This is a genomic window from Amycolatopsis echigonensis (assembly GCF_002846615.1).
In the GTDB taxonomy this organism is placed as follows: domain Bacteria; phylum Actinomycetota; class Actinomycetes; order Mycobacteriales; family Pseudonocardiaceae; genus Amycolatopsis; species Amycolatopsis echigonensis.
On the sequence record NZ_PJMY01000003.1, the window covers coordinates 3,796,130 to 3,816,900 of the forward strand.

A 20,771-nucleotide genomic window follows, 5' to 3' on the forward strand; every position below is an offset into this window, starting at 1 on the left:
TCAGCCGAGCAGCTGCCGGTCCAGCGCCGTCGTCACCGCTGCGGTGCGGTCGGAAACGCCGAGCTTCGAGAACACCCGCAGCAGGTGCGTTTTCACCGTCGCCTCGCCGATGTGCAGTTCGCGGCCGATTTCGGCGTTGGTGCGGCCCTTCGCGACCAGCCGCAGCACCTCCACCTCGCGTGCGGACAGGGGCGACACCGGTTCCGGGTTCCGCATCCGGTGCACGAGCTTGCCCGCGACTGACGGTGCCAGCACGGTTTCGCCGCGGTTCGCCGCCCGGATCGCCCCGGCCAATTCGGTGCGCGACGCGTCCTTCAGCAGATATCCCGACGCGCCCGCCTCGACCGCGCGCAGGATGTCCGCGTCGGTTTCGTACGTGGTGAGCACGACGATCCGGCGCGCGGGCGTCTCCTTGAGGATCGCGCGGATCGCGCCGACGCCGTCGAGACCCGGCATGCGCAGGTCCATCAGGACGACGTCGGGTTGTTTCACGCGGTCGAGCGCCACCGCTTCGTCGCCGGAACCGGCTTCGCCGACCACGGTGAGGTCGTCCTCGGCTTCGAGCATGCCGCGCAGTCCTTCGCGCACCACGGGATGGTCGTCGACCAGCATGATCGTGATCACGCGGGCACCTCCAGTTCCAGTTCGGCGCCGCCGTTCGCGCCGGTCCGCACCTTCAGGGCGCCGCCCACCTGCTCGGCCCGCGAACGCATGCCGCGCAAGCCGAATCCGGTCCCGTCGGCGTCCGGGGTGAAGCCGCAGCCGTTGTCCGCTACGCACAACCGTATCGCTCCATCCACAGCGGACAGCCGTACGCGAACCAGGGTCGCGCCCGAATGCTTGCGCACGTTCGACAGCGCTTCTTGCGCCGCGCGCAGCAGCACCACTTCGACCGCAGTGGACAGCGATGGCAGCGCATCGTCCACTTCGCACTCAACGGGGATGCCGGTCTCCTCGGCGAGCCGATCTGCCTGGCGCTGCACGGCTTCCGGCAGCGACCCAGTGGCCAAATCGGACGGTGCGAGCGCGGCGACCATCGCGCGGGCTTCGGCGAGGTTCTCGCGCGCGGTGCGGCCGGCGAGGGCGAGATGTCTGCGCACTGTGGACAGATCAGTGTCGAGTTCGGACTCGATGGCCTGGGTCAGCGTGATGATGCTGGTGAACCCCTGGGCGAGCGTGTCGTGGATTTCCCGCGCCAGCCGTTCGCGTTCGGCCGCGGTGCCCGCTTCCCGCGACAGCCGGGCGACCTCGGCCTGGCTCGATTCCAGTTCGCGGATCAGTTCCGCGCGCGCGTGACTCTGCTGCAGAACGTCGCTGGTGACCTTCCCGGCCAGCACGCTGAACACGATGAGGATCGCGGTCATCGGCAGCAGAATCGACAGCAGCTCCCTGTTCCATCCGCCGCTGAGCACCGCCGAGACGGGTTCGAGCAGGATCAGCAGCGTCGTCGCCACGATGGCGGGCCGCAGGTCCAGCAGCATGAACAGCAGCGGACAGGCGAGAAAGAGCACGAAGCTCGCCACGGTGGTCGCGAGGATGGCGGTGGCGGTCAGCGCGATCAGCGCACCCGCCGCGATTCTGCGGGCGGTTTCGTTGTCGTCGCCGTGCACGACGCGCCGTCCGGCGGCGAGATACCCGACGGCGATCGCGCCCATCGCCGCCTCGGCCACGATTTTCGCCGTCGTGGACCCGTCGTTGGCGAACACCAGGAGGGCGGTCGCCACGTAGGCGACCGCGAACAGCACCTCCCAAGACCAGTACGACCGCTCCCACGCGTCGGCCTGGTTCACTTCGCTTCGTTTGTCCACCGGAACGTCACCTTCGCGAGCACCAGGCCCACCGCGCACCACACCGCCAGCACCAGCGCCACCTTCGGAAGCTCCCATGTCCCCGCCATTTCCTGGGTCGCGGCCTCCGGCGGAAGGAACACCGAGCGGAAGCCCTGGCAGATCCATTTCAGCGGAAAGAACGACGCGACGTCGACCATGATCCTGGGCAGATGCGTGATCGGCGTGACGAACACTCCGGAAATGAACTGCAGCACCAAGTACACCAGCTGCACCAGCGCCACGGTGCCGTTCGCGGTGCGGGTGGCCGAGCTGATCGCGATGCCCAGCAGCGTCGAGGAGACGATGCCGAGCACCAGCACCCAGACCAGGGTCAGCCACTTCGCCGGGTCCGACGGCAGTTCGAGGCGGAACAGCAACATCGCCACCGCGGCCATCAGCACGGTCTGCGACACGCTGGTCACCGCGACCATCACCATCTTGCCGACGAAATAGGCCGCCGCGGGCATCGGCGTGCCCCGCAATCGTTTCAGCGCACCGATTTCCCGATCCGCGGCGATGCCGATGCCGACGCTGTTGAACGACGTCGACACGATGCCCGCGCCGATCATCCCGGCGGCGAGCAGCTGTCCGGACGACACTCCGGTCTGCGCGGTCGGACCGTCCAGGATGGAGCCGAGCAGGATCATCAGCACCGCGGGCAGCGAGAAGGTGAACACCACCTGCTCGCGGTTGCGGAAGAACTGCCGGAGTTCGAGCGCGCCGCGGGCGAGGCCCAGACGGACCGTGCCCGGCACCGCCATCGTTGTCGTGGTCACGGTTGTTCCCCGATCAGGTCGAGATAGACGTCTTCCAGGCTGGGGCGGGTCACCGTGAGCCCGGCGAGTTCCCCGCGGTCGGCGGCGAGCTGCGAGACGAGTTTCGTCGGGAACGGCGTGCGCTCCTCGTGATCGCCGCGTTCGTCCTGCCACCGCACGACGGCCTCGGCGCGTTCTCGGCCGCCGAGCGTCGCCGGCGTCCCCTCCGCGACGACCGAACCGCGCGCGATCACCGCGAGCCGGTCGGCCAGCGCCTCGACCTCGTCCAGATAGTGCGTGGTGAGAAGGATCGTCGTGCCCTCGTGGGCGAGCGCGTCGATGAGCGCCCAGAACTGCCGTCGTGCCTCCGGATCGAAGCCGGTGGTCGGCTCGTCGAGGAACAGCAGTTCCGGACGTCCGACGATGCCGAGCGCGACGTCCACCCGGCGACGTTGCCCGCCGGACAACGACTTCACCCGCGCGCCCGCCTTCGCGGTGAGGCCGACCTGGTCGATCACCTCTTCCGGATCCCGCGGGTTCGGGTAGTACTTCGCGAAGTGCCGCACGGTTTCCGCGACGGTCAGTTCCGCCGCGTCGGTGGCCGTCTGCAACACGATGCCGAGGCGGGCGCGCCACGCGCGTCCCGCGGTACCCGGGTCCTCGCCGAGGACAACGGCTTCCCCCGAGGTCCGCTGCCGGTGCCCCTCCAGAATCTCGACGGTGGTCGTTTTGCCCGCGCCGTTGGGGCCGAGCAGGGCGAACACCTCGCCGTCGGGGATGTCGAGATCGATCCCGGCCACGGCGAGGTGGCCCGGGTACTCCTTGCGCAGTCCGCGCACTCGCACTGCTGTGCTCATGCCGTTCAGCGTGCGCCCCCGAGGGCGGTTCTCGGGACGTCCGAGCAGTGGAATCCGGCTGTCCGTCGAACGGTGGACACGCTGGTTTCCCGTGGAACCAGGCGGCTCGCTGTTGACAAGTTGTCTAACATGACAAGATGTCTCACAAGCAGGTGACTGCCAGCGACGGAGTCCGCCTTTCGGTCCGGGTGAGCGGCAATCCGGACGGGCCCACGGTCGTGCTCGTGCACGGATATCCGGACAACAGTTCGATGTGGGACGGCGTCGCCGAGGAGCTGCGCCGCGAGCACCGCGTGGTCGTCTACGACGTGCGCGGCGCGGGCGAATCCGACAAGCCGCGAGCGCGCCGGGCGTACCGGCTGGACCAGCTCGCCGACGACCTCGCCGCGGTGGTCGACGAGGTGCAGCCGTCCGGCAAGGTCCACCTCGTCGCGCACGACTGGGGTTCGATCCAGGCGTGGCACGCGGTCACCGGAGACCAGTTGCGCGGACGGATCGCCTCGTACACTTCGCTTTCCGGGCCCAGCCTCGATCACGCCGGAGCGTGGTTCCGGGCTCAGCTGACCCAGCCGACGCCGCGTCGCCTCGTGCACGCGTTGAAGCAGTTCTTGCACTCGTACTACATCGTCGCGTTCCAGGTGCCGTTGATTCCGGAACTGTTGTGGCGCACGGGAATCATGCGCACGATGATCCGGAAGCTGGAGCCCGCCGAATCGTCGCCGAAGACGTCCGACGGCGTGCACGGCCTGAAGCTGTACCGGGCGAACATGGGGCCGCGGTTGTCCCGTCCGCGCCCGCGTCCGGCGGAAATCCCGGTGCAGGTGCTCGCGCCGACCGGCGATTCGTACGTCACCGCGCCGCTGCAGACCGAGGTCGAACGCTGGGTGCCGGACCTGTACGTCCGGCGAGTGATCGGGTCGCATTGGGTCACCCGGACCAAGCCGACGGTCGTCGCTTCCGCAGCGGCTGAGCTGATCGCGTCGGTGGAAACCGGCGAGGAAACGCGGGCGCTGCGGCGTGCTCGGGTCGGTGGCGGCAGCGGTCGCTTCGCGCACCACCTCGTCGTGGTGACCGGTGCGGGCAGCGGGATCGGCCGGGAGACCGCGCTGGCGTTCGCGGCCGAGGGCGCCGACGTGGTCGTCAGCGACATCAACGGCGATTCGGCCGCGGAAACCGCGAAACTGGTCCGGGAACGCGGAGCCGACGCCGGCGAGTACACAGTGGACTCCGCGGACGGCGAGGCGGTCGCCCGGTTCGCCGCGCAGGTGCGGGACGAGTTCGGCGTGCCGGACATCGTGGTGAACAACGCCGGGATCGGCATGTCCGGCCCGTTCCTCGACACGACGATCGAGGACTGGGAGAAGGTCGTGGACGTCAACCTGTGGGGCGTGATCCACGGCTGCCGCGCGTTCGCGCCGATGATGAAGGAACGCGCCGAGGGCGGGCAGATCGTGAACCTCGCGTCGGCCGCGGCTTATCTGCCGTCCAAGATTCTCACCGCCTACGGCACTACAAAGGCGGCTGTGCTCGCGTTGAGCAATGGCTTGCGCGCGGAGCTGGCATCCGAGGGAATCGGCGTCACGGCCGTGTGCCCGGGACTGGTGAACACCAACATCACCAAAAACACCAAGTTCGTCGGCGTGGACGAGGTCGAGGAGAAACGGCGGCAGAGGGAATCGTCGAAGCTCTACGCCCGGCGCAATTTCGGTCCGGAACGCGTGGCGCGCGACATTCTGCGTGCGGTGGAGAAGAATGTCGCGATCCAACCGTCCACTCCGGAAGCGAAGGTCGCGTTGGTCCTTTCGCGACTGACGCCGGGTCTGCTGCGTGCGGCGGCGAAACTGGACGTCACGCCGTGAGCCGTCCGCGCCGGATGACCGCGCAGGCCCGGCGGGACGATCTGATCGCGGCGGCACTGGACCTGTTCGGCACCCGGGCTCCGGAACTGGTCACGGTGGACGACATCGTGGCGCGTGCCGAGGTGTCGCGGCCGTTGTTCTACCGGTATTTCCCGAGCCTGCGGGAATTGCAAATGCAGGCGTTGCGCACGGTCACCGACGGTTTGGTCGACCGGCTCGCGACCCTTGAGGAAGGCCCGCCGGAAGAACGGCTGCGTGCCGCCGTGCGCGGTCTTGTCGATGTCGCCGCGCACTACCGCGAAGGCTATGTCGCGTTGCTGCGAAGCGGTTCAGTCATCGCGACCTCGGAGACGGACGCGGCGATCGACGAGGTCCGCAACCGTGCCGTCGAGCTGATCCTGGAAGCGCTGGCGATTCCCGAACCGTCGCCGTTGGTGCTGCTGACCTTGCGCTGCTGGACCGCGGTTGTCGAAGGCGCTTTGCTGTCGTGGCTGCAGGAAGGCACTGTCCCGCGCGAAACCCTGGACGGCTGGCTGGTCGACCAGCTCACCGCGATGCTCGCCGCCACCGACGCGCAGCTCGCCAAAAAGCCGTGAAGGACTCCTAGCAGGAATTCCCGCTAGGAGTCCTTCACGGACTAACGGCTCAGATCTGGGTGACGCTGTCCCAGCCCTCGACCTCGGACGGCGTGCGCGGACCGGGGCCGACGTACTTCGCCGACGGACGGACCAGGCGGCCGGTCTGCTTCTGCTCCAGGATGTGCGCCGCCCAGCCGGCGGTGCGCGCGGAGGAGAACATCGCCGGCATCATGTGCGGCGGCACCTTCGCGAAGTCCAGGATCACCGCGGCCCAGAACTCGACGTTCGTTTCGATCGGGTGGTCCGGACGGCGTTCGCGCAGCTCGGCCAGCGCGGCCTGCTCCAGCGCGGCGGCCACCTCGTAGCGTTCGGCGCCCAGTTCCTTGCAGGTGCGGCGCAGCACGCGGGCCCGCGGGTCCTCCGCGCGGTACACGCGGTGGCCGAAGCCCATCAGCCGCTCCTTGCGGTCGAGGATGCCCTTGACCAGCGCGCGGGCGTCACCCGTGCGCTCGACCTCCTCGATCATCGGCAGCACGCGCGCCGGGGCCCCGCCGTGCAGCGGGCCGGACATCGCGCCGATCGCGCCGGACAGCGCCGCCGCGACGTCCGCGCCGGTGGAGGCGATGACGCGCGCGGTGAAGGTGGAGGCGTTGAGGCCGTGCTCGGCGGCGGAAACCCAGTACGCGTCGACCGCCTTGACGTGCGCGGGGTCCGGCTCGCCGCGCCAGCGGATCATGAACCGCTCGGTGATCGACTTCGCCTCGTCCACCCGGGACTGCGGGACCGCGGGCTGGCCGATGCCGCGCGCGGACTGCGCGACGTAGGACAGCGCCATCACCGAAGCGCGGGCAAGCTGGTCGCGCGCCTCCTCGTCGGTGATGTCGAGCAGCGGCCGGTAACCCCAGATCGGGGCGAGCATGGCGAGCGCGGCCTGGACGTCGACGCGGACGTCACCGGTGTGCACCGGAAGCGGGAACGGCTCGGCGGGCGGAAGCCCGGTCCCGAACCGGCCGTCGACCAGGAGGCCCCATACGTCGCCGAAGGTCACCTTCCCGGCGAGGTCCTCGATGTCCACGCCGCGGTAGCGCAGCGCACCGCCGTCCCGGTCGGGTTCGGCGATTTCGGTCCGAAACGCGACGACGCCTTCAAGGCCAGGCCGGAACCCGTCGTCGGCTTCGTTGGTCTTGCTGATCGTGGAGGTAGTCACTCTTCGCGAACCCTTTCGATGCGCATTTCCCCGGCTGTGTTGTGCACGCGCGGACGGGATACACGCTGGCTCCTTGCGCGCCTCATCGCACGGTGGGACAAACCATGCTCCCTTTGCCCGGCCGGGGCAACGGAAGATGTCGTGGTTTCGGTCACGATTACGAGAACGATTCAGTCCAGGTAAGCCCCACACGCCACTTTCTCCCGTCCAGCGAGGTGGCCGCAGACTGGTACCCCGGTGGACGGCAGGTGAACCCCGGCTTGCCGCAGGCCCCGCGGGAGACGGGCCGGCGTTACGGACGGTGAGCGCGGCGAACGCGAAGGGTGCTCTCGGGTGACGTTGCCGATTCGAGAAGGCGCGTTGGCCCCGCACGGCTCACCACGTAAACACTGTGTTGCCGAATCAGGCGGAGCGCGGCCGCCGATGGTAGACCTTGGCCATGCACTTGAGCCCGCAGGAACGCGACAAACTGCTGGTCCACGTCGCGGCGGACGTTGCTCGCAAACGGCTCGAACGGGGTCTTCGGCTCAATCATCCCGAAGCTGTCGCGCTCATTACCGACTACGTCGTGGAGGGGGCGCGCGACGGCCGCACGGTCAGTGAACTGGCGGCGGGCGGGCGCGGCGTGCTCACTCGGGCGCAAGTGCTCGACGGCGTGCCGGACATGATCGAGTCCGTGCAGGTGGAAGCCACTTTTCCGGACGGCACGAAGCTCGTCACGGTGCACGAACCGATTGCTTGAGGAGGAAGTCTTGCGGCCAGGCGAGATCATTCCCGGCGAGGAGCCGGTGCCGCTGAATCCGGGCCGCGCCCGGGTCCGGCTGCGCGTGCGCAATCTCGGCGACCGGCCGGTGCAGGTCGGTTCGCACTATCACTTCGCCGCGGTCAATCCCGGCCTGGAGTTCGACCGCGAAGCCGCCCGCGGGCACCGGCTCGACGTGCCGGCCGGGACCTCGGTGCGCTTCGAGCCCGGCATCGACCGCGAGGTCGACCTGGTTCCGATCAGCGGAAACCGGCGCGTGCCGGGGCTGCGCACCGAATACGCCGGGGAGTTCTGATGCCGGAAATCGACCGCGCCCGCTACGCCGAACTGTTCGGCCCGACCGCCGGGGACCGGATCCGGCTCGCCGACACCGATCTGCTGATCGAGGTGACCGAGGACCGCTCGATCGGCCCCGGCGGCAGCGGCGACGAGGTGCTTTTCGGCGGCGGGAAGGTGATCCGCGAGTCGATGGGCCAGGGCATGGCCACCCGCGCCGAGGGTGCGCCGGATCTGATCATCACCGGCGCGGTGATCCTCGACCACTGGGGCGTGGTCAAGGCCGACGTCGGCGTGCGAGACGGGCGCATCGTCGGCATCGGGAAGGCGGGCAATCCGGACACTATGGACGGTGTCGACCCGGCGCTGGCGATCGGGCCGTCGACGGAAGTGCTGGCGGGCAACGGGAAGATCCTCACCGCGGGCGGCATCGACTGTCACGTGCACTTCGTCTGCCCGCAGCTGGTGGACACCGCGCTCGCGGCCGGACTGACCACCTTGGTCGGCGGCGGCACCGGGCCGAACGAGGGCACCAAGGCGACCACGGTGACTCCCGGGGCTTGGAACCTCGGCCGGATGCTGTCCGCAATGGACGGTCTGCCGGTGAACGTATTGCTGCTGGGCAAGGGAAACACCGTCCGACACGAGGCGTTGCGGGAGCAGCTGGCCGCCGGGGCGGGCGGGTTCAAGTTGCATGAGGACTGGGGTTCGACGCCGGCCGCGATCGACGCCTGCCTCACGGTCGCCGACGAATCCGGCGTGCAGGTCGCGATCCACACGGACACGCTCAACGAGGCCGGTTTCCTGGAGTCCACTGTGGAGGCGATCGGCGGCAGGTCGATCAACGCCTACCACACGGAGGGGGCCGGCGGCGGGCACGCGCCGGACATCATCGAGGTCTCCGGAATGGCGAACTTCCTTCCCTCGTCGACGAATCCGACCCGCCCGCACACCGTCAACACTCTCGACGAGCACCTCGACATGCTGATGGTCTGCCACCATCTGAACCCGTCGGTCCCGGAGGATCTCGCCTTCGCGGAGAGCCGGATCCGGCCGAGCACGATCGCCGCCGAGGACGTCCTGCACGACCTCGGCGCGATCTCGATGATGAGTTCCGATTCGCAGGCGATGGGGCGGATCGGCGAGGTGATCATCCGGACCTGGCAGACCGCGCACGTGATGAAAGGCCGCCGCGGCGCGCTGCCCGGCGACGGTGCCGCGGACAACCTGCGCGCTCGCCGCTACGTCGCGAAGTACACGATCAACCCGGCGATCGCACACGGAATGGACGCGGAGATCGGCTCGGTGGAGGTCGGCAAACTCGCCGATCTGGTGTTGTGGGAACCGAAATTCTTCGGCGTTCGCCCGCATATGGTGCTGAAAGGCGGATTCCCGGCGTGGGCGGCGATGGGGGACGCGAACGCCTCGATTCCCACGCCGCAGCCGGTGCTCGCGCGGCCGATGTTCGGTGCCGCGCCCGCCGTGGCGGCCGCGTCCAGCCTGCATTTCGTGGCTCCGGAAGCGCTGGATTCCGGTTTGCCTGAACGATTCCGCATCTCCCGGGCGTTGGTGCCGGTCGCCAACACGCGCCGTCGGACGAAGGCGGACATGGTCCTCAACGACGCGACCCCGGAGGTGCGCGTGGATCCGGACAGTTTCGCGGTGCGCGTGGACGGGGAACTGATCGAACCGCATCCGGTGGCTGAACTGCCGATGGCGCAACGGTATTTCCTGTTCTGATGGATCCGGTCGCCCTCATTCTCTCCGACTCCCGGTTCCCGGGCGGTGGACACGTCCATTCCGGCGGTCTCGAAGAGGCAGCGGCGCGAGGCCTCGTCCGGTCCGAACGCGACTTGCCGGGATTCCTCTTTGGACGGTTGCGGACCGCGGGCTTCCTCGCCGCTGCGTTCGCCGCTGCCTCGGCGCACGCCGCGGCCCGAGCGGTCGAGAGGGTCCATTGGCGACGGCTCGATCAGGAACTCGACGCCCGCACGCCATCGCTCGCGCAACGGGAAGCGTCTCGGGCCCAAGGCCGAGGCACCGCGCGAGCTGGACGTGCTGCGTGGCCTTCGCCAGTGCTGTCCCAACTGCTCGCCGAGACCCCGCGCCCGCACCATCCGGTCATCAGCGGCGCGCTGGTCGGTATCAGCGGCGGTAGTCCGTTCGACGCGGCGATGGCGGTCGCCTACCTCGCCGTGAGCGGCCCGGCCAGTGCGGCCGTGCGGCTGCTCGGGCTGGACCCGTTCGCCGTGAACGCGGTGGTCGCGCGGCTCGCCGGACCATTGCGCGAAGTATGCGGCGAAGCCGCCGAGACCGCCGGTGCCGATCCGGCCGAGTTACCCGCACCAGCGTCGCCGGCGCTGGATTTGTTCGCCGAGGAACACGCTCGGCATCACCAGGAAGAGGTGCGTCTCTTTGCCAGCTGAACACGGTCACGGGCACTTCCACGCGGTCAACTTCGACCCGACTGCCGCCGAGCCGGACCACTACGACGCGGCGCCGACCGCCGGACGGGCTTATCGGATCGGCATCGGCGGCCCGGTCGGCAGCGGCAAGACCGCGCTCACCGCCGCCCTGTGCCGCGCACTCGGCGGCGAGCTGAACCTGGCCGTGGTCACCAACGACATCTACACGACCGAGGACGCCGACTTCCTGCGCCGGGCAGGAGTGCTGGACCCGGAACGGATCGAGGCAGTGCAGACCGGCGCCTGTCCGCACACCGCGATCCGCGACGACATCACCGCGAACCTCGACGCGGTCGAACGGCTGGAGGAGAAATTCCCCGGCCTGCAGTTGGTCATCGTGGAAAGCGGCGGAGACAATCTGACCGCGGTGTTCAGCCGCGGACTGGCCGACAGCCAGATCTTCGTGGTCGACGTCGCGGGCGGGGACAAGGTTCCGCGCAAGGGCGGGCCCGGCGTGACGACGGCCGATTTGCTGGTGATCAACAAAACCGACCTCGCTCCGCTGGTCGGCGCCGACCTGACCGTCATGACGTCGGATGCCCACCACATGCGCGGCGACCTGCCGGTGTTCACACAGTCCCTAGTGGACACTCCGGATGCCCCGGCTGTCGCGGACTGGGTGCGTTCGCTGGTTCCGGTCCGGCAGGGGTGAAGGCACACGCCCGCCTGGTCGCCGCTGTCGGCAATGGACGGACGGTGCTGCGAGAACTGAAGTCGATGGCACCGCTCACGCTCGTCCCGCGTCGCCAGCGCGGCCCCGGTGCGGTGGTGCACCTGGTCAACTCAGCCACCGCCCCGCTCGGCGGGGACGAGCTGCGCCTTGAGATCCGGGTCGAGGCGGGAGCGGAGCTGAAACTGTCCGGGGTTGCCGCGACGCTCGCGCTGCCTGGGCTGCGCGAGGTGCCGAGCTTGTCCACTGTGGACGTCGTCGTCGCGGACGGCGGTTCGTTCGAGTACCTGCCGGAGCCGACCGTCGTCACCGCGAGAGCGAACCACACAGCCGTGCTTCGCGCCGAGCTGGCGGAGGAAACCCGGTTCCGGACAAGGGAAGTCCTCGTCCTCGGCCGCGAGGGCGAGCGGCCGGGCAGGCTGACCTCGACCGTCCAGGTCGTTCGCGGCGGCGTCCCCGCGTTGCGGCAGACCCAGACGATCGGCGACGGCCCGCTGGACACGAGCCTCGCCGTGCTGGCCGGGAATCGGGTGCTGCTGACCGATCTGGATTTCGGCGGGCCGCCGCGGCCGGCGGAGTCCGGTCCCTGGTGGTCCCGGACCCCGCTCGCCGCGGGCGGCGTGCTCACGACGGCGCTGGCCGCCGACGTCGTGACCGCGGTCCGGCTCGGCTCATCCGGCGGTGCGGAACCTCGGCTCGGGCAGTGACACCGGGCCCGCGGTCTGGCACATGTCGTGGCAGGTGCGGTCCAGCGTGCAGCACAGCGAGCAGATCGCCGCGCCCTGCTTGGCGCAGTCCGCGATGTCCGGAAGTTCGTAGGCGTCGCCGCAGACCGAACAGGTGTGCTCGGCGCGCGGGTCGGCGGCCACGTCCGGACCGGAAACCAGGTTGGGCCGGGCCAGGTAGTACCGGCCGCGGGTGAGCACCGCCAGCGCCGGGACCAGTGCCACCGCGATCACCATCGCCAGCAGCGGGCTGAACGCGGCGAGCACCTCGCCGAACGCGCCGAAGTAGGCGGCGATCGACACCCCGGACGCGATCAGCATGGCGCCGAACCCGACTGGGTTGATCTTGCGCAGGTAGGCCCGCTTGAACTCGATGTACCGCGGCGAGAGCCCCAGCGGTTTCGCGATCACCAGGTCCGCGCACACCGCGCCGATCCACGCGATCGCGACGTTGGAGTAGAAGCCGAGGATCTTGTTCAGGAATCCGAACGCGCCGAACTCCATCAGCGCGAGCGCGATCCCGCAGTTGACCAGCACGTACCACGCCCGGCCCGGATGGCGGTGCAGCACGCGGGAGAAGAAGTTCGCGAACGACAACGAGCCGGAGTAGGCGTTCGTCGTGTTGATCTTGATCTGCGACACCACGACGAACAACGCGGCGAAGGCGAGCGCGGCCGGGCCCAGCGCGGGCTTCACCGCTTCCAGGTACGGCGCGATCGGTTCCAGCGCGGCGGTCTTGCCGACCACGCCGAGGGCGAGGAACGCCAGCAGCGCGCCGCCGATCTGCTTCGCCGCGCCGAGCACGACCCAACCGGGTCCGGCGGCGAGCACCGCGGCCCACCACGAGCGCTTGTTCTCGGCTGTCTTCGCGGGCATGAAGCGCAGGTAATCGGCCTGCTCGCCGATCTGCCCGATCAACGAAAGCGCGATGCCCATGCCGAACCCGAATCCGACGGCGGAGAATCCGGAACCCGCGCCCTCGGTGCCCCCGAACGTCGCGAATTCGGCGAACCGGCCGGGTTCGCGCACCAGCACCACGACGAACGGCAGCACCAGCCCGGCGATCCACAGCGGTTGCGTCCAGGTCTGCATCTTCGCGACCGCGCCCATGCCGTAGAGCGCGAACGGCAGCACGATCAGCGTCGCGAGCAAATAGCCGATCGGCAGCGGGATGCCGAGCGCGAGCTGGAACGCCTGGCCCATGATCGAGCCTTCGAGCGAGAAGAAGATGACCGTGAAACTGGCGTAGACCAGCGAGGTGAGCGTGGACCCGAAGTAGCCGAAACCGGCCCCGCGTGTGAGCAGGTCCATGTCCACGCCGTAGGTCGCGCAAGCGCGGGCGATCGGAACGCCCGTCACGAAGATCACCACGGCCGCGGCGAGGATGGCGAGCACGCCTGAGGTGAAGCCGTAAGTCAGCACGATGCTGGCGCCGATGGCGAAGTCGGCGAGGTAAGCGATCCCGCCCAGCGCGGTCGTCGCGACCACGAAGGGGGACCAGCGCCGGAACGAGTGCGCGGCGAACCGGAGCGAATAGTCTTCGCGGTTCTCGTTCGCGGCGAGTGCGGCGTAGGCGCGCTGGGGCTTGGCGGTCTCGTCGTCGCGTTCGGAGAGGATTTCAGTCATCTGGCCTGCCTCCGGGAGTGGGGAACGGGCGCGGAGCAGCCCGAAGGTAGGGGCGGCCTGTATCGATCAGGGCATGTGCGGTGAACGGCGCGTTACAGCTCGCCTTCCTGCGGTTACGTGCGGATGGCGGCCAGGCGTGGCAGGAGTCACCGTTCGGTGGGTTTCGCCGGGACCGGCGAGCCAATACCGTCGCTGGATAGCCGTGATTCGACACCCTCACCAGGGGTAACGGAGGTTGGGCCGGATGACACCGGAGATCGACGAGGCGGTCGTGCGGCTGCCCGGCATGCGGGTGGCCTACGACGGTGCGCCGTTTGACGAGTCAGCGCTCGCCGCCACGTGGCATGAGCAGCTCGAAAGCTGGCTGAGTCAAGCAGTGTCCGAAGCACTCGCGGAACCGAACGCGATGGTGCTCGCGACCGCCGACGCCGAGGGCAGGCCTTCCTCGCGCACGGTGCTGTGCAAGGGCTTGGACGAACGCGGAGTGGTTTTCTACACGAACTACACGTCGGCGAAGAGCCACGACCTCACCGCCACGCGCTACGCGTCGGCCACCTTCCCCTGGTACCCGCTGCACCGCCAGGTCACGGTCCGCGGCGAGGTCGAGAAGGTCAGCGCCGACGAGACGGCCGCCTACTGGGCCCAGCGTCCGCGCGGTTCGCAGATCGGAGCGTGGGCGTCGCCGCAGTCGCGAGTGGTCGACGGACGGCGCGCGCTGGACAACGCCCTGCGGAATATCGAACGCCGGTTTGCTGATGTCGAGCAGATTCCGGCTCCGCCGCATTGGGGTGGCTGGCGTATCCGGCCGGATTTCGTGGAGTTCTGGCAGGGGCGGGAGGACCGGATGCATGATCGGCTTCGGTTCCACCGCACCCACGACGGCTGGCACGTGGAGCGGTTGGCTCCCTGATCTTTGGGTGGTTGTGGACGCCGTCCTTGGGCTTTGGCCTGGGGGCGGCGTTTTGGTTGCGGCTCGTCTCGGGCGGCTCGTCTCGGGCGGCTCGTCTCGGGCGGCGACATTGCAGGCGGGTGGTTGCATGGGGCACCCCGAAGCCGAGTGTGCTGACGGTTCGGGGGTGCTTGTCAAGGCGGGAAAGATGCCTTGACAAGCACCCCCGAACCGCAGGGGGGCTTCGTATCGGGGTGCGGGGGTGGTGTGGGTGCCTCGATTGTTGGGTGCGTTGGTGGCGGTTCGCTGTGGGTGGGACGTATCGGGTGCATCTGACGCGTCCAATGTGGCATGGGGGCACGCCGATCTGGCGGCTGGCGCCCGGCCATGCCCGGCTCGTCTCGGAAGCCGGGCGATCAGCGTGCGTGGAAAATCACCTGCGCCAGGTTCGTTAGCGCAGCTAAGCTGATAGCTCGTGACTTCAGAACCGGGGATACTGCCGCCCCGCAACGGGGCTCGCAAGCTCCTCGGCCGGATCGTCGTCGATACTCGTCCGCTCAAGATTCCGGCTTTCCGGCGGCTGTGGATGTCCACCGCGGTGACCGCGGTCGGCTCGCAGCTCACCGCGGTCGCGGTGCCGAAGCAGGTTTTCGATATCACCGGATCGTCCGGTTACGTCGGGCTGACCGGCGCGGTCGCGCTCGTTCCGCTGCTCGTGTTCGGGCTGTGGGGCGGGGCGATCGCCGACGCGGTCGACCGGCGGAAGCTGCTGCTCGTCACCAACGTCGGCGTCGCGATCACCTCCGCGCTGCTCTGGCTCCAGGCGTTCACCGGAATGCATTCGGTGTGGCTCGTGCTCGGACTGCTCGCCGCGAACCAGGCGTTCTTCGCGATCAACATGCCCACGCGCGGCGCGGTCGTCGCGCGGCTGGTGCCTGCTCCGCTGCTGCCGTCGGCGAACGCGCTCAATACCACGATGTCCACGTTCGGCGCGGTGTTCGGGCCGCTGTTCGGCGGGGCGCTGATCCCGGTGATCGGGCTGTCCACTTTGTACTTGGTGGACGTCTGCGCCCTGGCGATCACGCTGATCGCGGTCTGGCGGCTGCCCTCGATCCCGCCGCTCGGCGAGGGGACGCGCAGGGCCGGGGTCAGCTCGGTGGTCGACGGCTTCCGGTATCTGGCCAAGCAAAAAGTGCTGCTGGCGTCGTTCGTCGTGGACATTATCGCGATGGTCGCCGGCATGCCGCGGGCGTTGATCCCGGAAATGGCCGAGCGGACGTTCGGCGACCAGCCCGGCGGCGGTCCGGCGCTCGGCATGCTCTACGCCGCGCTGCCCGCGGGCGCGATGCTGATCGGGCTGTTCTCCGGCTGGCTGCACCGGGTGCAGCGGCAGGGTGCGGCGGTCGTCATCGCGATCTGCTGCTGGGGTGCGGCGATGGCGGCGTTCGGGCTCGCGCATTCGCTGTGGCTGGCCGTGGTGTTCATGGCGCTCGGCGGGGCCGCGGACATGGTCAGCTCGGTCTACCGGCAAGCGATCTTGCAGACGGCGACCACCGACGAGATGCGCGGACGGCTCCAGGGCGTGTTCACCGTGGTCGTCGCGGGCGGGCCGCGGATCGCTGACCTCACGCACGGCTGGTCCGCGGCGGCGTGGGGGACCAAGGCCGCGGCGACCGGCGGCGGGCTGCTGGTGATCGTGTTGGTGGTGGCTTCGCTGGGCGTTCTACCTGGATTTTGGCGGTATCGCGCTCCGGTGGAGGAGGGGCACTGACAGTAGTGTTACTCCATTCGGACTAGCATGCCCGATATGCGTGCATACCCGATCGCTTTGTTGATCTCCGCCGCCGCTGTCCTTACTGCCTGCTCGTCTGGGGAGCAGAAAGCCGCCGCGCCGGCGCCGCCGCCCGCGAGCAAAGCACCGACCTCGTCCTCCGCGCCTGCCAACAAGGCCTCCGCGGACACCTGCGCTTTGCTGCCGTCCGATGACGTCAGCCAGGCGATCAAGATCCCCGGCATCACCTCGAAGGCCGGACCCGCTCACGACAACCCGGGCAACGGCGGCAAGGCCACGAGCTGCGAGTACGTCGTCGAAGGCAAGACCGCGGGCGCGCTCGCGGTGACCCGTTACGAGGGCCGTCAGGCCAAGCCCGCCGACATGATCGCCGCGATCAAGAAGGCCAAGCCGGGCGCGGTCGACGTGCCGGGCTTCCCGGACGGCGCGGTGTTCTACACCGACGAGCAGAAGACCGCGACGCTCGCCGCGGCCAAGGTGTCCAACGGGGTTCCGGTGCTGGTCAACTACACCGGACCGGTCAAGATGACCAAGGAAATGATGACCCCGCTCGTGCACACGGCGGTCGCCAAGGCCTGACCGGCGGACTTTCCGTCCACGTCCGGACAAGGCACACTAATCGCCCATGACGGACGTGAGCGAGGGTGCCTCCAAGGTCGCCGAACCGGCACTGCTGCGGGTCATGGGCCCGAAGCTGCTGCTGTTCTTCGTGGTCGGCGACATCATCGGCACCGGCGTGTACGCGCTGACCGGGCAGGTCGCCGGACGCGTCGGCGGCGCGTTGTGGCTGCCGTTCCTGCTGGCGTTCGTGGTCGCCTTCATGACCGCGTTCAGCTATCTCGAGCTGGTCGGCAAATACCCGCGCGCGGCCGGCGCGGCGCTGTACACGAACAAGGCGTTCGGCGTGCCGTTCCTGACGTTCATGGTCGCGTTCGCGGTGATGTGCTCCGGGATCACGTCGGCGTCGTCGGCCGCGGTGGCGTTCGGCGCGACCTATCTCGCGGCGTTCGTGAAGCTGCCGACGGTGCTGGTCGGCATCGCGTTCGTGATCCTGCTGGCGTTGATCAACTTTCGCGGCGTCGGCGAATCGGTGAAGGCCAACGTCGTCCTCACCTGCATCGAGCTGTCCGGGCTGTTGATCATCATCGGCGTCGGCGTGTGGGCGGTGCTGAACGGGGATGGCGAACCGTCTCGGCTCGTCGAGATCGACACCGCGGACAAGACGTGGCTCGTCGCCATTTCATCGGCGACCTCGCTCGCGTTCTTCGCGATGGTGGGCTTCGAGGACTCGGTGAACATGGCCGAGGAATGCCATGACCCCGTCCGGATTTTCCCGCGCGCGATGCTGTGGGGCATGGTCATCGCCGCGACCATCTACGTGCTGGTCTCCGTGACGTCGTCACTGCTGGTCCCGGCCTCCGAGCTGGCCGGTGCCAAGAGCGACGCGCTGCTGAAGGTGCTGGACGTCGGCGCGCCTGGCTTCCCGCGGGAAATCTTTTCCGCCATCGGCCTGTTCGCGGTGATCAATTCCGCCTTGATCAACATGCTGATGGCCAGCCGGTTGCTGTACGGCCTGGCGAACGAACGCGTGCTGCCGCCGGTGTTCGGCCGCGTGCATCCGACTCGCCGGACGCCGTGGGTGTCGATCATCTTCGCCAGCGTGATCGCCATCGTTCTGGTGTCCTTTGCAGACATCAGTGCGCTCGGCGGCACGACCGCGTTGCTGCTGCTCGTGGTGTTCGCCATCGTCAACATCGCGCTTTTGGTGCTGCGCAAGGACAAGGTCTCGCATAAGCATTTCCGCGCACCGACCGTGGTGCCGGTGCTCGCCGCGGTGTTCTGCCTGTACCTGGTCAGCCCGCTGTCCGGCCGCCCGGCGCAGGATTACCAGGTGGCTGGCCTCCTGCTCGCCGTCGGCGTCCTGCTGTGGGTGGTGAACCTCCTGGTGAAGCGGGCGCTCAGTGGTGCGTCATCGCGGCCTGGAGCCACCAGGCGCTGAATCCGGCGATTTTCGCGTCGACCACCAGCGGACGGTCGAGCCCGGCGGCGACCCGCGTCGCCACCTCGTCGAGGTCTTCCTTGGCGCGGACGGTGAGCGCGTCACAGCCGTAGCCACGGGCGATAGCGGCGAGATCAGTGTCCGGGAAGGTGACGGTGTCGGCCGGATGTCCGCCGGGCTCGAAGAAGTACACCTCGGCGCCGTAGGCGTGGTCGTTGTAAACGACGATCAGCATCGGCAGCTTCAAGCGCACGACGGTTTCCAGTTCGGCGATGCTCATCAGGAACCCGCCGTCGCCGCACGCCGCGACCGGGAAACGGTCCGGGTGGGCGAGTGCCGCGCCGATCGCGGTGGCGAGTCCGAGGCCGATCGACTGGAACGCCTGGGTGAAGCAGAAACCGTTCTCGTCCGGGACGTCGAGGTACATCGTGGGGTAGCCCATGAAGTTCCCCGAATCGACGCCGACGACCCGGTTGGCGGGAATGAGTTCGTCCAGGGCGACGGACAACGTGCGCGGGTCGATGACTTCGGCAGACCCAGCGTCGTCGTATTCGTTGTCGCGCCACCGGATTTCCCGGGCGATCCGGGACTTGAGCTCGTCGCTCCGGTATCCATTGTGGACCTCGACCAGTTCGGCCACCGCGAGAGCGGTGCCGCCGACATCGCCGACGACGCCGAGGTCGACCGGCCGGTTCCGGCCCAGCGCGGCGGATTCCAGGTCGACCTGCACCAGCGACGTTTCCGGCGAGAGCAACCGGCCGTGCGCGGTGGTCCAGTCGTTGAGCGCGGAACCCCAGCCGACGACGACGTCCGCGCCCTGGATCAGCTCGGTCGTCAGCGGGGACGAAAACCCGCCGGAAACCCCGATCGCCCATGGTTCACCGGTGAACAGTCCTTTCGCGACCGCGCCCTCGGCGAGCAGTGCGCCACAGCGGTCCGCCAGTGCGACCAGCTCCTGCCGGGCGGCCCGAGAGCCACGTCCACAAAGGAATACCGGACGCTCGGCTCGCTGCAGGACCGAAGCGAGCGCCTTCACCTCCGCCTCGGCGGCTCGCGGCTGAACCAGAGGTTCAATGGCGGCCAGGCCGTCGAGAAGGCTCTCCTCGAACGGTTCCGCCTGCACGTCCAGCGGGAGTCGCAAAAGGACAGTCCGTCGGTCGCGTCGAGCTTGAGTGAACGCGCGCCGCACGTCGGCAAGCGCGGTTTTCGCTGACCGCACCAGAATGCTGCTCGCTCCCACCGACCGGGCCAGCGCGTCCTGGTCGATGTGGAAGTTGGACAGCGGATCCGTCGCCTCGCCGGTCACGATGATCAGCGGCGTCCGGCTCTTCGCCGCCTCGCCGATCCCGGTGGTCGCGTTGCCCAGCCCGCAGCCCTGATGCACCGACACCGCCGCGACCTCGCCACTGCACCGGGCGTAGGCGTCCGCCATCGTGGTCGCGCCGCCCTCGTGCCGGGCCGCGACGAACTCGGCCCCGCCCTGAATCAGGCCGTTGGTGACGTGGAAATTTCCGCTCCCGACCACCCCGAACGCCTTGCGGACGCCGAACCGCGCCAACGCGATACCGACGGCTTGGGCAACATTCACGACCGCACTCCCGGCGTTACCGCGAGCACGCGAGCAGGGCTGCCGGTCCCGCCGACAATCGGCAGCGGGCACACCACGACGAGCGCGCCGGTCGGCGGCAGCGAGCCGAGGTTCTGCAGCGAGGTGATGCCGTACTTGTCCGCACCGAGCAGATGGTGGTGCGCGGGCATCGGCGGGTCGAGCGCGAAGCCGTTCCCGGCGTCGATGCCGACAGTCTCCACGCCGTACCCAGCGATCGGCGTTTCCTCGGCGAGCCATTTCGCCGCGGCGGCTGAGATTCCTGGGGTGTGGCTGGCCCCGTCGGAGAAATTGAGGAACGCGTCGCGGTCCTGCGCGTAGTGATCCCATCCGGAGTGCACGAGCAGCCAGCCGCCCTCGCGCAACGGTCCGTGCTCGGCTTCCCAAGCCTGGATGTCCTCGATTTCCAGCAGGAAGTCCGGATTCTCGGCGACGCGCGAGGAAATGTCGAGGACGTGCGCGGGTCCGATCAGCCGGTCGACTGGCACTTCCGAAACGTCCGCGCCGTCGCGGTTGGAGATCCAGTGCCGCGGTGCGTCGAGATGGGTGCCAATGTGCTCGCCGGTGTGGATGTTGTTGTGCCGCCACAACGGTCCGGAATCGTCGAACTCGCTGACCGGTTCGAGGCTGAAGTCGATCAGGTTGGCGAACGGTTCCGGCAGTTGGAGGGTCGGGGTGGCGGCGCTGAGCTTGTTGGTGAGGTCGACGACCTGAAGCCGGCCCTGCGCCAGCTGGGTCAGGAGCTGGTCGACCCCGGTTTCGGCGGGGGTGCTCATCGGTGCGTCCTCTCGGTCGCGGGGCGCGCTATTGCGGATCCTTGACGGTCGTTGACAGCGCGGTAGGCCCTATCTACAGTACCGGTTTCAGCAGCACTG

20 protein-coding genes are annotated in these 20,771 nt (G+C 68.7%); 12 read left to right on the forward strand and 8 right to left on the reverse strand.

What is annotated here, in order from left to right:
* From ATK30_RS22970 to ATK30_RS22985, 4 genes are read right to left on the reverse strand one after another with little or no spacing between them, the layout of a single operon-like run.
* Entirely contained in the window at positions 1-624 is a 624-nt protein-coding gene (locus ATK30_RS22970) for a response regulator (RefSeq protein ID WP_101437362.1), read from the reverse strand.
* Positions 621-1,808: a sensor histidine kinase gene (locus ATK30_RS22975; protein WP_244194700.1), complete on the reverse strand. Its 1,188-nt coding sequence runs from the start codon at positions 1,806-1,808 to the stop codon at positions 621-623. Before ATK30_RS22975 ends, ATK30_RS22970 begins: the two co-directional genes overlap by 4 nt.
* Positions 1,787-2,590: an ABC transporter permease gene (locus ATK30_RS22980; RefSeq protein WP_101441010.1), complete on the reverse strand. Its 804-nt coding sequence runs from the start codon at positions 2,588-2,590 to the stop codon at positions 1,787-1,789. The genes ATK30_RS22975 and ATK30_RS22980 overlap by 22 nt, the downstream gene beginning before the upstream one ends.
* Before the next feature lie 11 nt (positions 2,591-2,601).
* Positions 2,602-3,441 carry an ABC transporter ATP-binding protein gene (locus ATK30_RS22985; protein WP_101437364.1) on the reverse strand — a complete coding sequence of 280 codons (840 nt, stop codon included), beginning with the start codon at positions 3,439-3,441 and terminating at the stop codon, positions 2,602-2,604.
* A gap of 152 nt (positions 3,442-3,593) precedes the next feature.
* On the opposite strand from ATK30_RS22985, the gene ATK30_RS22990 reads away from it, so the two are divergent.
* A complete protein-coding gene (locus ATK30_RS22990; protein WP_101441011.1) occupies positions 3,594-5,300 on the forward strand; it encodes an SDR family oxidoreductase in 1,707 nt (568 codons plus the stop codon).
* A 14-nt stretch (positions 5,301-5,314) separates the two neighbouring features.
* Positions 5,315-5,896 carry a TetR/AcrR family transcriptional regulator gene (locus tag ATK30_RS22995; protein WP_101437365.1) on the forward strand — a complete coding sequence of 194 codons (582 nt, stop codon included), beginning with the start codon at positions 5,315-5,317 and terminating at the stop codon, positions 5,894-5,896.
* 49 nt (positions 5,897-5,945) lie between these two features.
* Here the strand turns inward: ATK30_RS22995 and ATK30_RS23000 are convergent, their stop codons facing one another.
* On the reverse strand, positions 5,946-7,085 hold the full coding sequence (locus tag ATK30_RS23000) for a citrate synthase 2 (protein WP_101437366.1): 1,140 nt from the start codon (positions 7,083-7,085) through the stop codon (positions 5,946-5,948).
* A 439-nt stretch (positions 7,086-7,524) separates the two neighbouring features.
* Here ATK30_RS23000 and ATK30_RS23005 point away from each other — a divergent pair, with 439 nt between their 5' ends.
* The 6 genes from ATK30_RS23005 to ATK30_RS23030 are packed head-to-tail and all read left to right on the forward strand — an operon-like array spanning position 7,525 to position 11,966.
* Positions 7,525-7,827, forward strand: a complete 303-nt coding sequence (locus tag ATK30_RS23005) for an urease subunit gamma (RefSeq protein WP_101437367.1) — start codon at positions 7,525-7,527, stop codon at positions 7,825-7,827.
* A gap of 10 nt (positions 7,828-7,837) precedes the next feature.
* On the forward strand, positions 7,838-8,143 hold the full coding sequence (locus ATK30_RS23010; protein WP_101437368.1) for an urease subunit beta: 306 nt from the start codon (positions 7,838-7,840) through the stop codon (positions 8,141-8,143).
* Positions 8,143-9,864, forward strand: coding sequence for an urease subunit alpha (locus ATK30_RS23015; RefSeq protein WP_101437369.1), 1,722 nt, complete (start codon positions 8,143-8,145; stop codon positions 9,862-9,864). The genes ATK30_RS23010 and ATK30_RS23015 overlap by 1 nt, the downstream gene beginning before the upstream one ends.
* Entirely contained in the window at positions 9,864-10,550 is a 687-nt protein-coding gene (locus ATK30_RS23020) for an urease accessory protein UreF (RefSeq protein WP_101437370.1), read from the forward strand. The genes ATK30_RS23015 and ATK30_RS23020 overlap by 1 nt, the downstream gene beginning before the upstream one ends.
* Positions 10,540-11,241 carry an urease accessory protein UreG gene (gene ureG / locus ATK30_RS23025; RefSeq protein WP_101437371.1) on the forward strand — a complete coding sequence of 234 codons (702 nt, stop codon included), beginning with the start codon at positions 10,540-10,542 and terminating at the stop codon, positions 11,239-11,241. Before ATK30_RS23020 ends, ureG begins: the two co-directional genes overlap by 11 nt.
* A complete protein-coding gene (locus tag ATK30_RS23030) occupies positions 11,238-11,966 on the forward strand; it encodes an urease accessory protein UreD (protein ID WP_101437372.1) in 729 nt (242 codons plus the stop codon). Before ureG ends, ATK30_RS23030 begins: the two co-directional genes overlap by 4 nt.
* Here the strand turns inward: ATK30_RS23030 and ATK30_RS23035 are convergent.
* Positions 11,931-13,610 (reverse strand): purine-cytosine permease family protein, encoded by a 1,680-nt coding sequence (locus ATK30_RS23035; protein WP_101437373.1) that lies wholly within the window; start codon positions 13,608-13,610, stop codon positions 11,931-11,933. The genes ATK30_RS23030 and ATK30_RS23035 overlap by 36 nt on opposite strands.
* Before the next feature lie 244 nt (positions 13,611-13,854).
* On the opposite strand from ATK30_RS23035, the gene pdxH reads away from it, so the two are divergent.
* From pdxH to ATK30_RS23055, 4 genes are all read left to right on the forward strand, one after another.
* Complete coding sequence (gene pdxH / locus ATK30_RS23040; protein ID WP_101437374.1) at positions 13,855-14,520, forward strand: pyridoxamine 5'-phosphate oxidase; 666 nt, start codon at positions 13,855-13,857, stop codon at positions 14,518-14,520.
* Between the two features lie 475 nt (positions 14,521-14,995).
* Positions 14,996-16,270 carry an MFS transporter gene (locus tag ATK30_RS23045; RefSeq protein ID WP_101441012.1) on the forward strand — a complete coding sequence of 425 codons (1,275 nt, stop codon included), beginning with the start codon at positions 14,996-14,998 and terminating at the stop codon, positions 16,268-16,270.
* A 36-nt stretch (positions 16,271-16,306) separates the two neighbouring features.
* On the forward strand, positions 16,307-16,870 hold the full coding sequence (locus ATK30_RS23050) for a DUF3558 family protein (RefSeq protein WP_167441983.1): 564 nt from the start codon (positions 16,307-16,309) through the stop codon (positions 16,868-16,870).
* A gap of 46 nt (positions 16,871-16,916) precedes the next feature.
* Positions 16,917-18,290 carry an APC family permease gene (locus ATK30_RS23055; RefSeq protein ID WP_101437376.1) on the forward strand — a complete coding sequence of 458 codons (1,374 nt, stop codon included), beginning with the start codon at positions 16,917-16,919 and terminating at the stop codon, positions 18,288-18,290.
* Here the strand turns inward: ATK30_RS23055 and ATK30_RS23060 are convergent.
* Complete coding sequence (locus ATK30_RS23060) at positions 18,250-19,878, reverse strand: thiamine pyrophosphate-binding protein (RefSeq protein ID WP_101437377.1); 1,629 nt, start codon at positions 19,876-19,878, stop codon at positions 18,250-18,252. The two genes, ATK30_RS23055 and ATK30_RS23060, sit on opposite strands and share 41 nt — an antisense overlap.
* The gene (locus ATK30_RS23065; RefSeq protein WP_101437378.1) at positions 19,875-20,672 is read right to left on the reverse strand and encodes a cyclase family protein; all 798 of its coding nucleotides are present in this window, start codon (positions 20,670-20,672) and stop codon (positions 19,875-19,877) included. The genes ATK30_RS23060 and ATK30_RS23065 overlap by 4 nt, the downstream gene beginning before the upstream one ends.
* Between the last annotated feature and the right edge of the window lie 99 nt (positions 20,673-20,771).

What these genes read in the sequence shown, in the direction of transcription:
- ATK30_RS22980 (WP_101441010.1), bottom strand. Translation starts at nt 2,590, where the DNA reads ATGGCGGTGCCGGGCACGGTCCGTCTGGGCCTCGCCCGCGGCGCGCTC.
- ATK30_RS22985 (WP_101437364.1), bottom strand. Translation starts at nt 3,441, where the DNA reads ATGAGCACAGCAGTGCGAGTGCGCGGACTGCGCAAGGAGTACCCGGGC.
- ATK30_RS22995 (WP_101437365.1), top strand. Translation starts at nt 5,315, where the DNA reads ATGACCGCGCAGGCCCGGCGGGACGATCTGATCGCGGCGGCACTGGAC.
- ATK30_RS23005 (WP_101437367.1), top strand. Translation starts at nt 7,525, where the DNA reads ATGCACTTGAGCCCGCAGGAACGCGACAAACTGCTGGTCCACGTCGCG.
- ATK30_RS23015 (WP_101437369.1), top strand. Translation starts at nt 8,143, where the DNA reads ATGCCGGAAATCGACCGCGCCCGCTACGCCGAACTGTTCGGCCCGACC.
- ATK30_RS23020 (WP_101437370.1), top strand. Translation starts at nt 9,864, where the DNA reads ATGGATCCGGTCGCCCTCATTCTCTCCGACTCCCGGTTCCCGGGCGGT.
- ATK30_RS23035 (WP_101437373.1), bottom strand. Translation starts at nt 13,610, where the DNA reads ATGACTGAAATCCTCTCCGAACGCGACGACGAGACCGCCAAGCCCCAG.
- pdxH (WP_101437374.1), top strand. Translation starts at nt 13,855, where the DNA reads ATGACACCGGAGATCGACGAGGCGGTCGTGCGGCTGCCCGGCATGCGG.
- ATK30_RS23050 (WP_167441983.1), top strand. Translation starts at nt 16,307, where the DNA reads ATGCGTGCATACCCGATCGCTTTGTTGATCTCCGCCGCCGCTGTCCTT.
- ATK30_RS23055 (WP_101437376.1), top strand. Translation starts at nt 16,917, where the DNA reads ATGACGGACGTGAGCGAGGGTGCCTCCAAGGTCGCCGAACCGGCACTG.
- ATK30_RS23065 (WP_101437378.1), bottom strand. Translation starts at nt 20,672, where the DNA reads ATGAGCACCCCCGCCGAAACCGGGGTCGACCAGCTCCTGACCCAGCTG.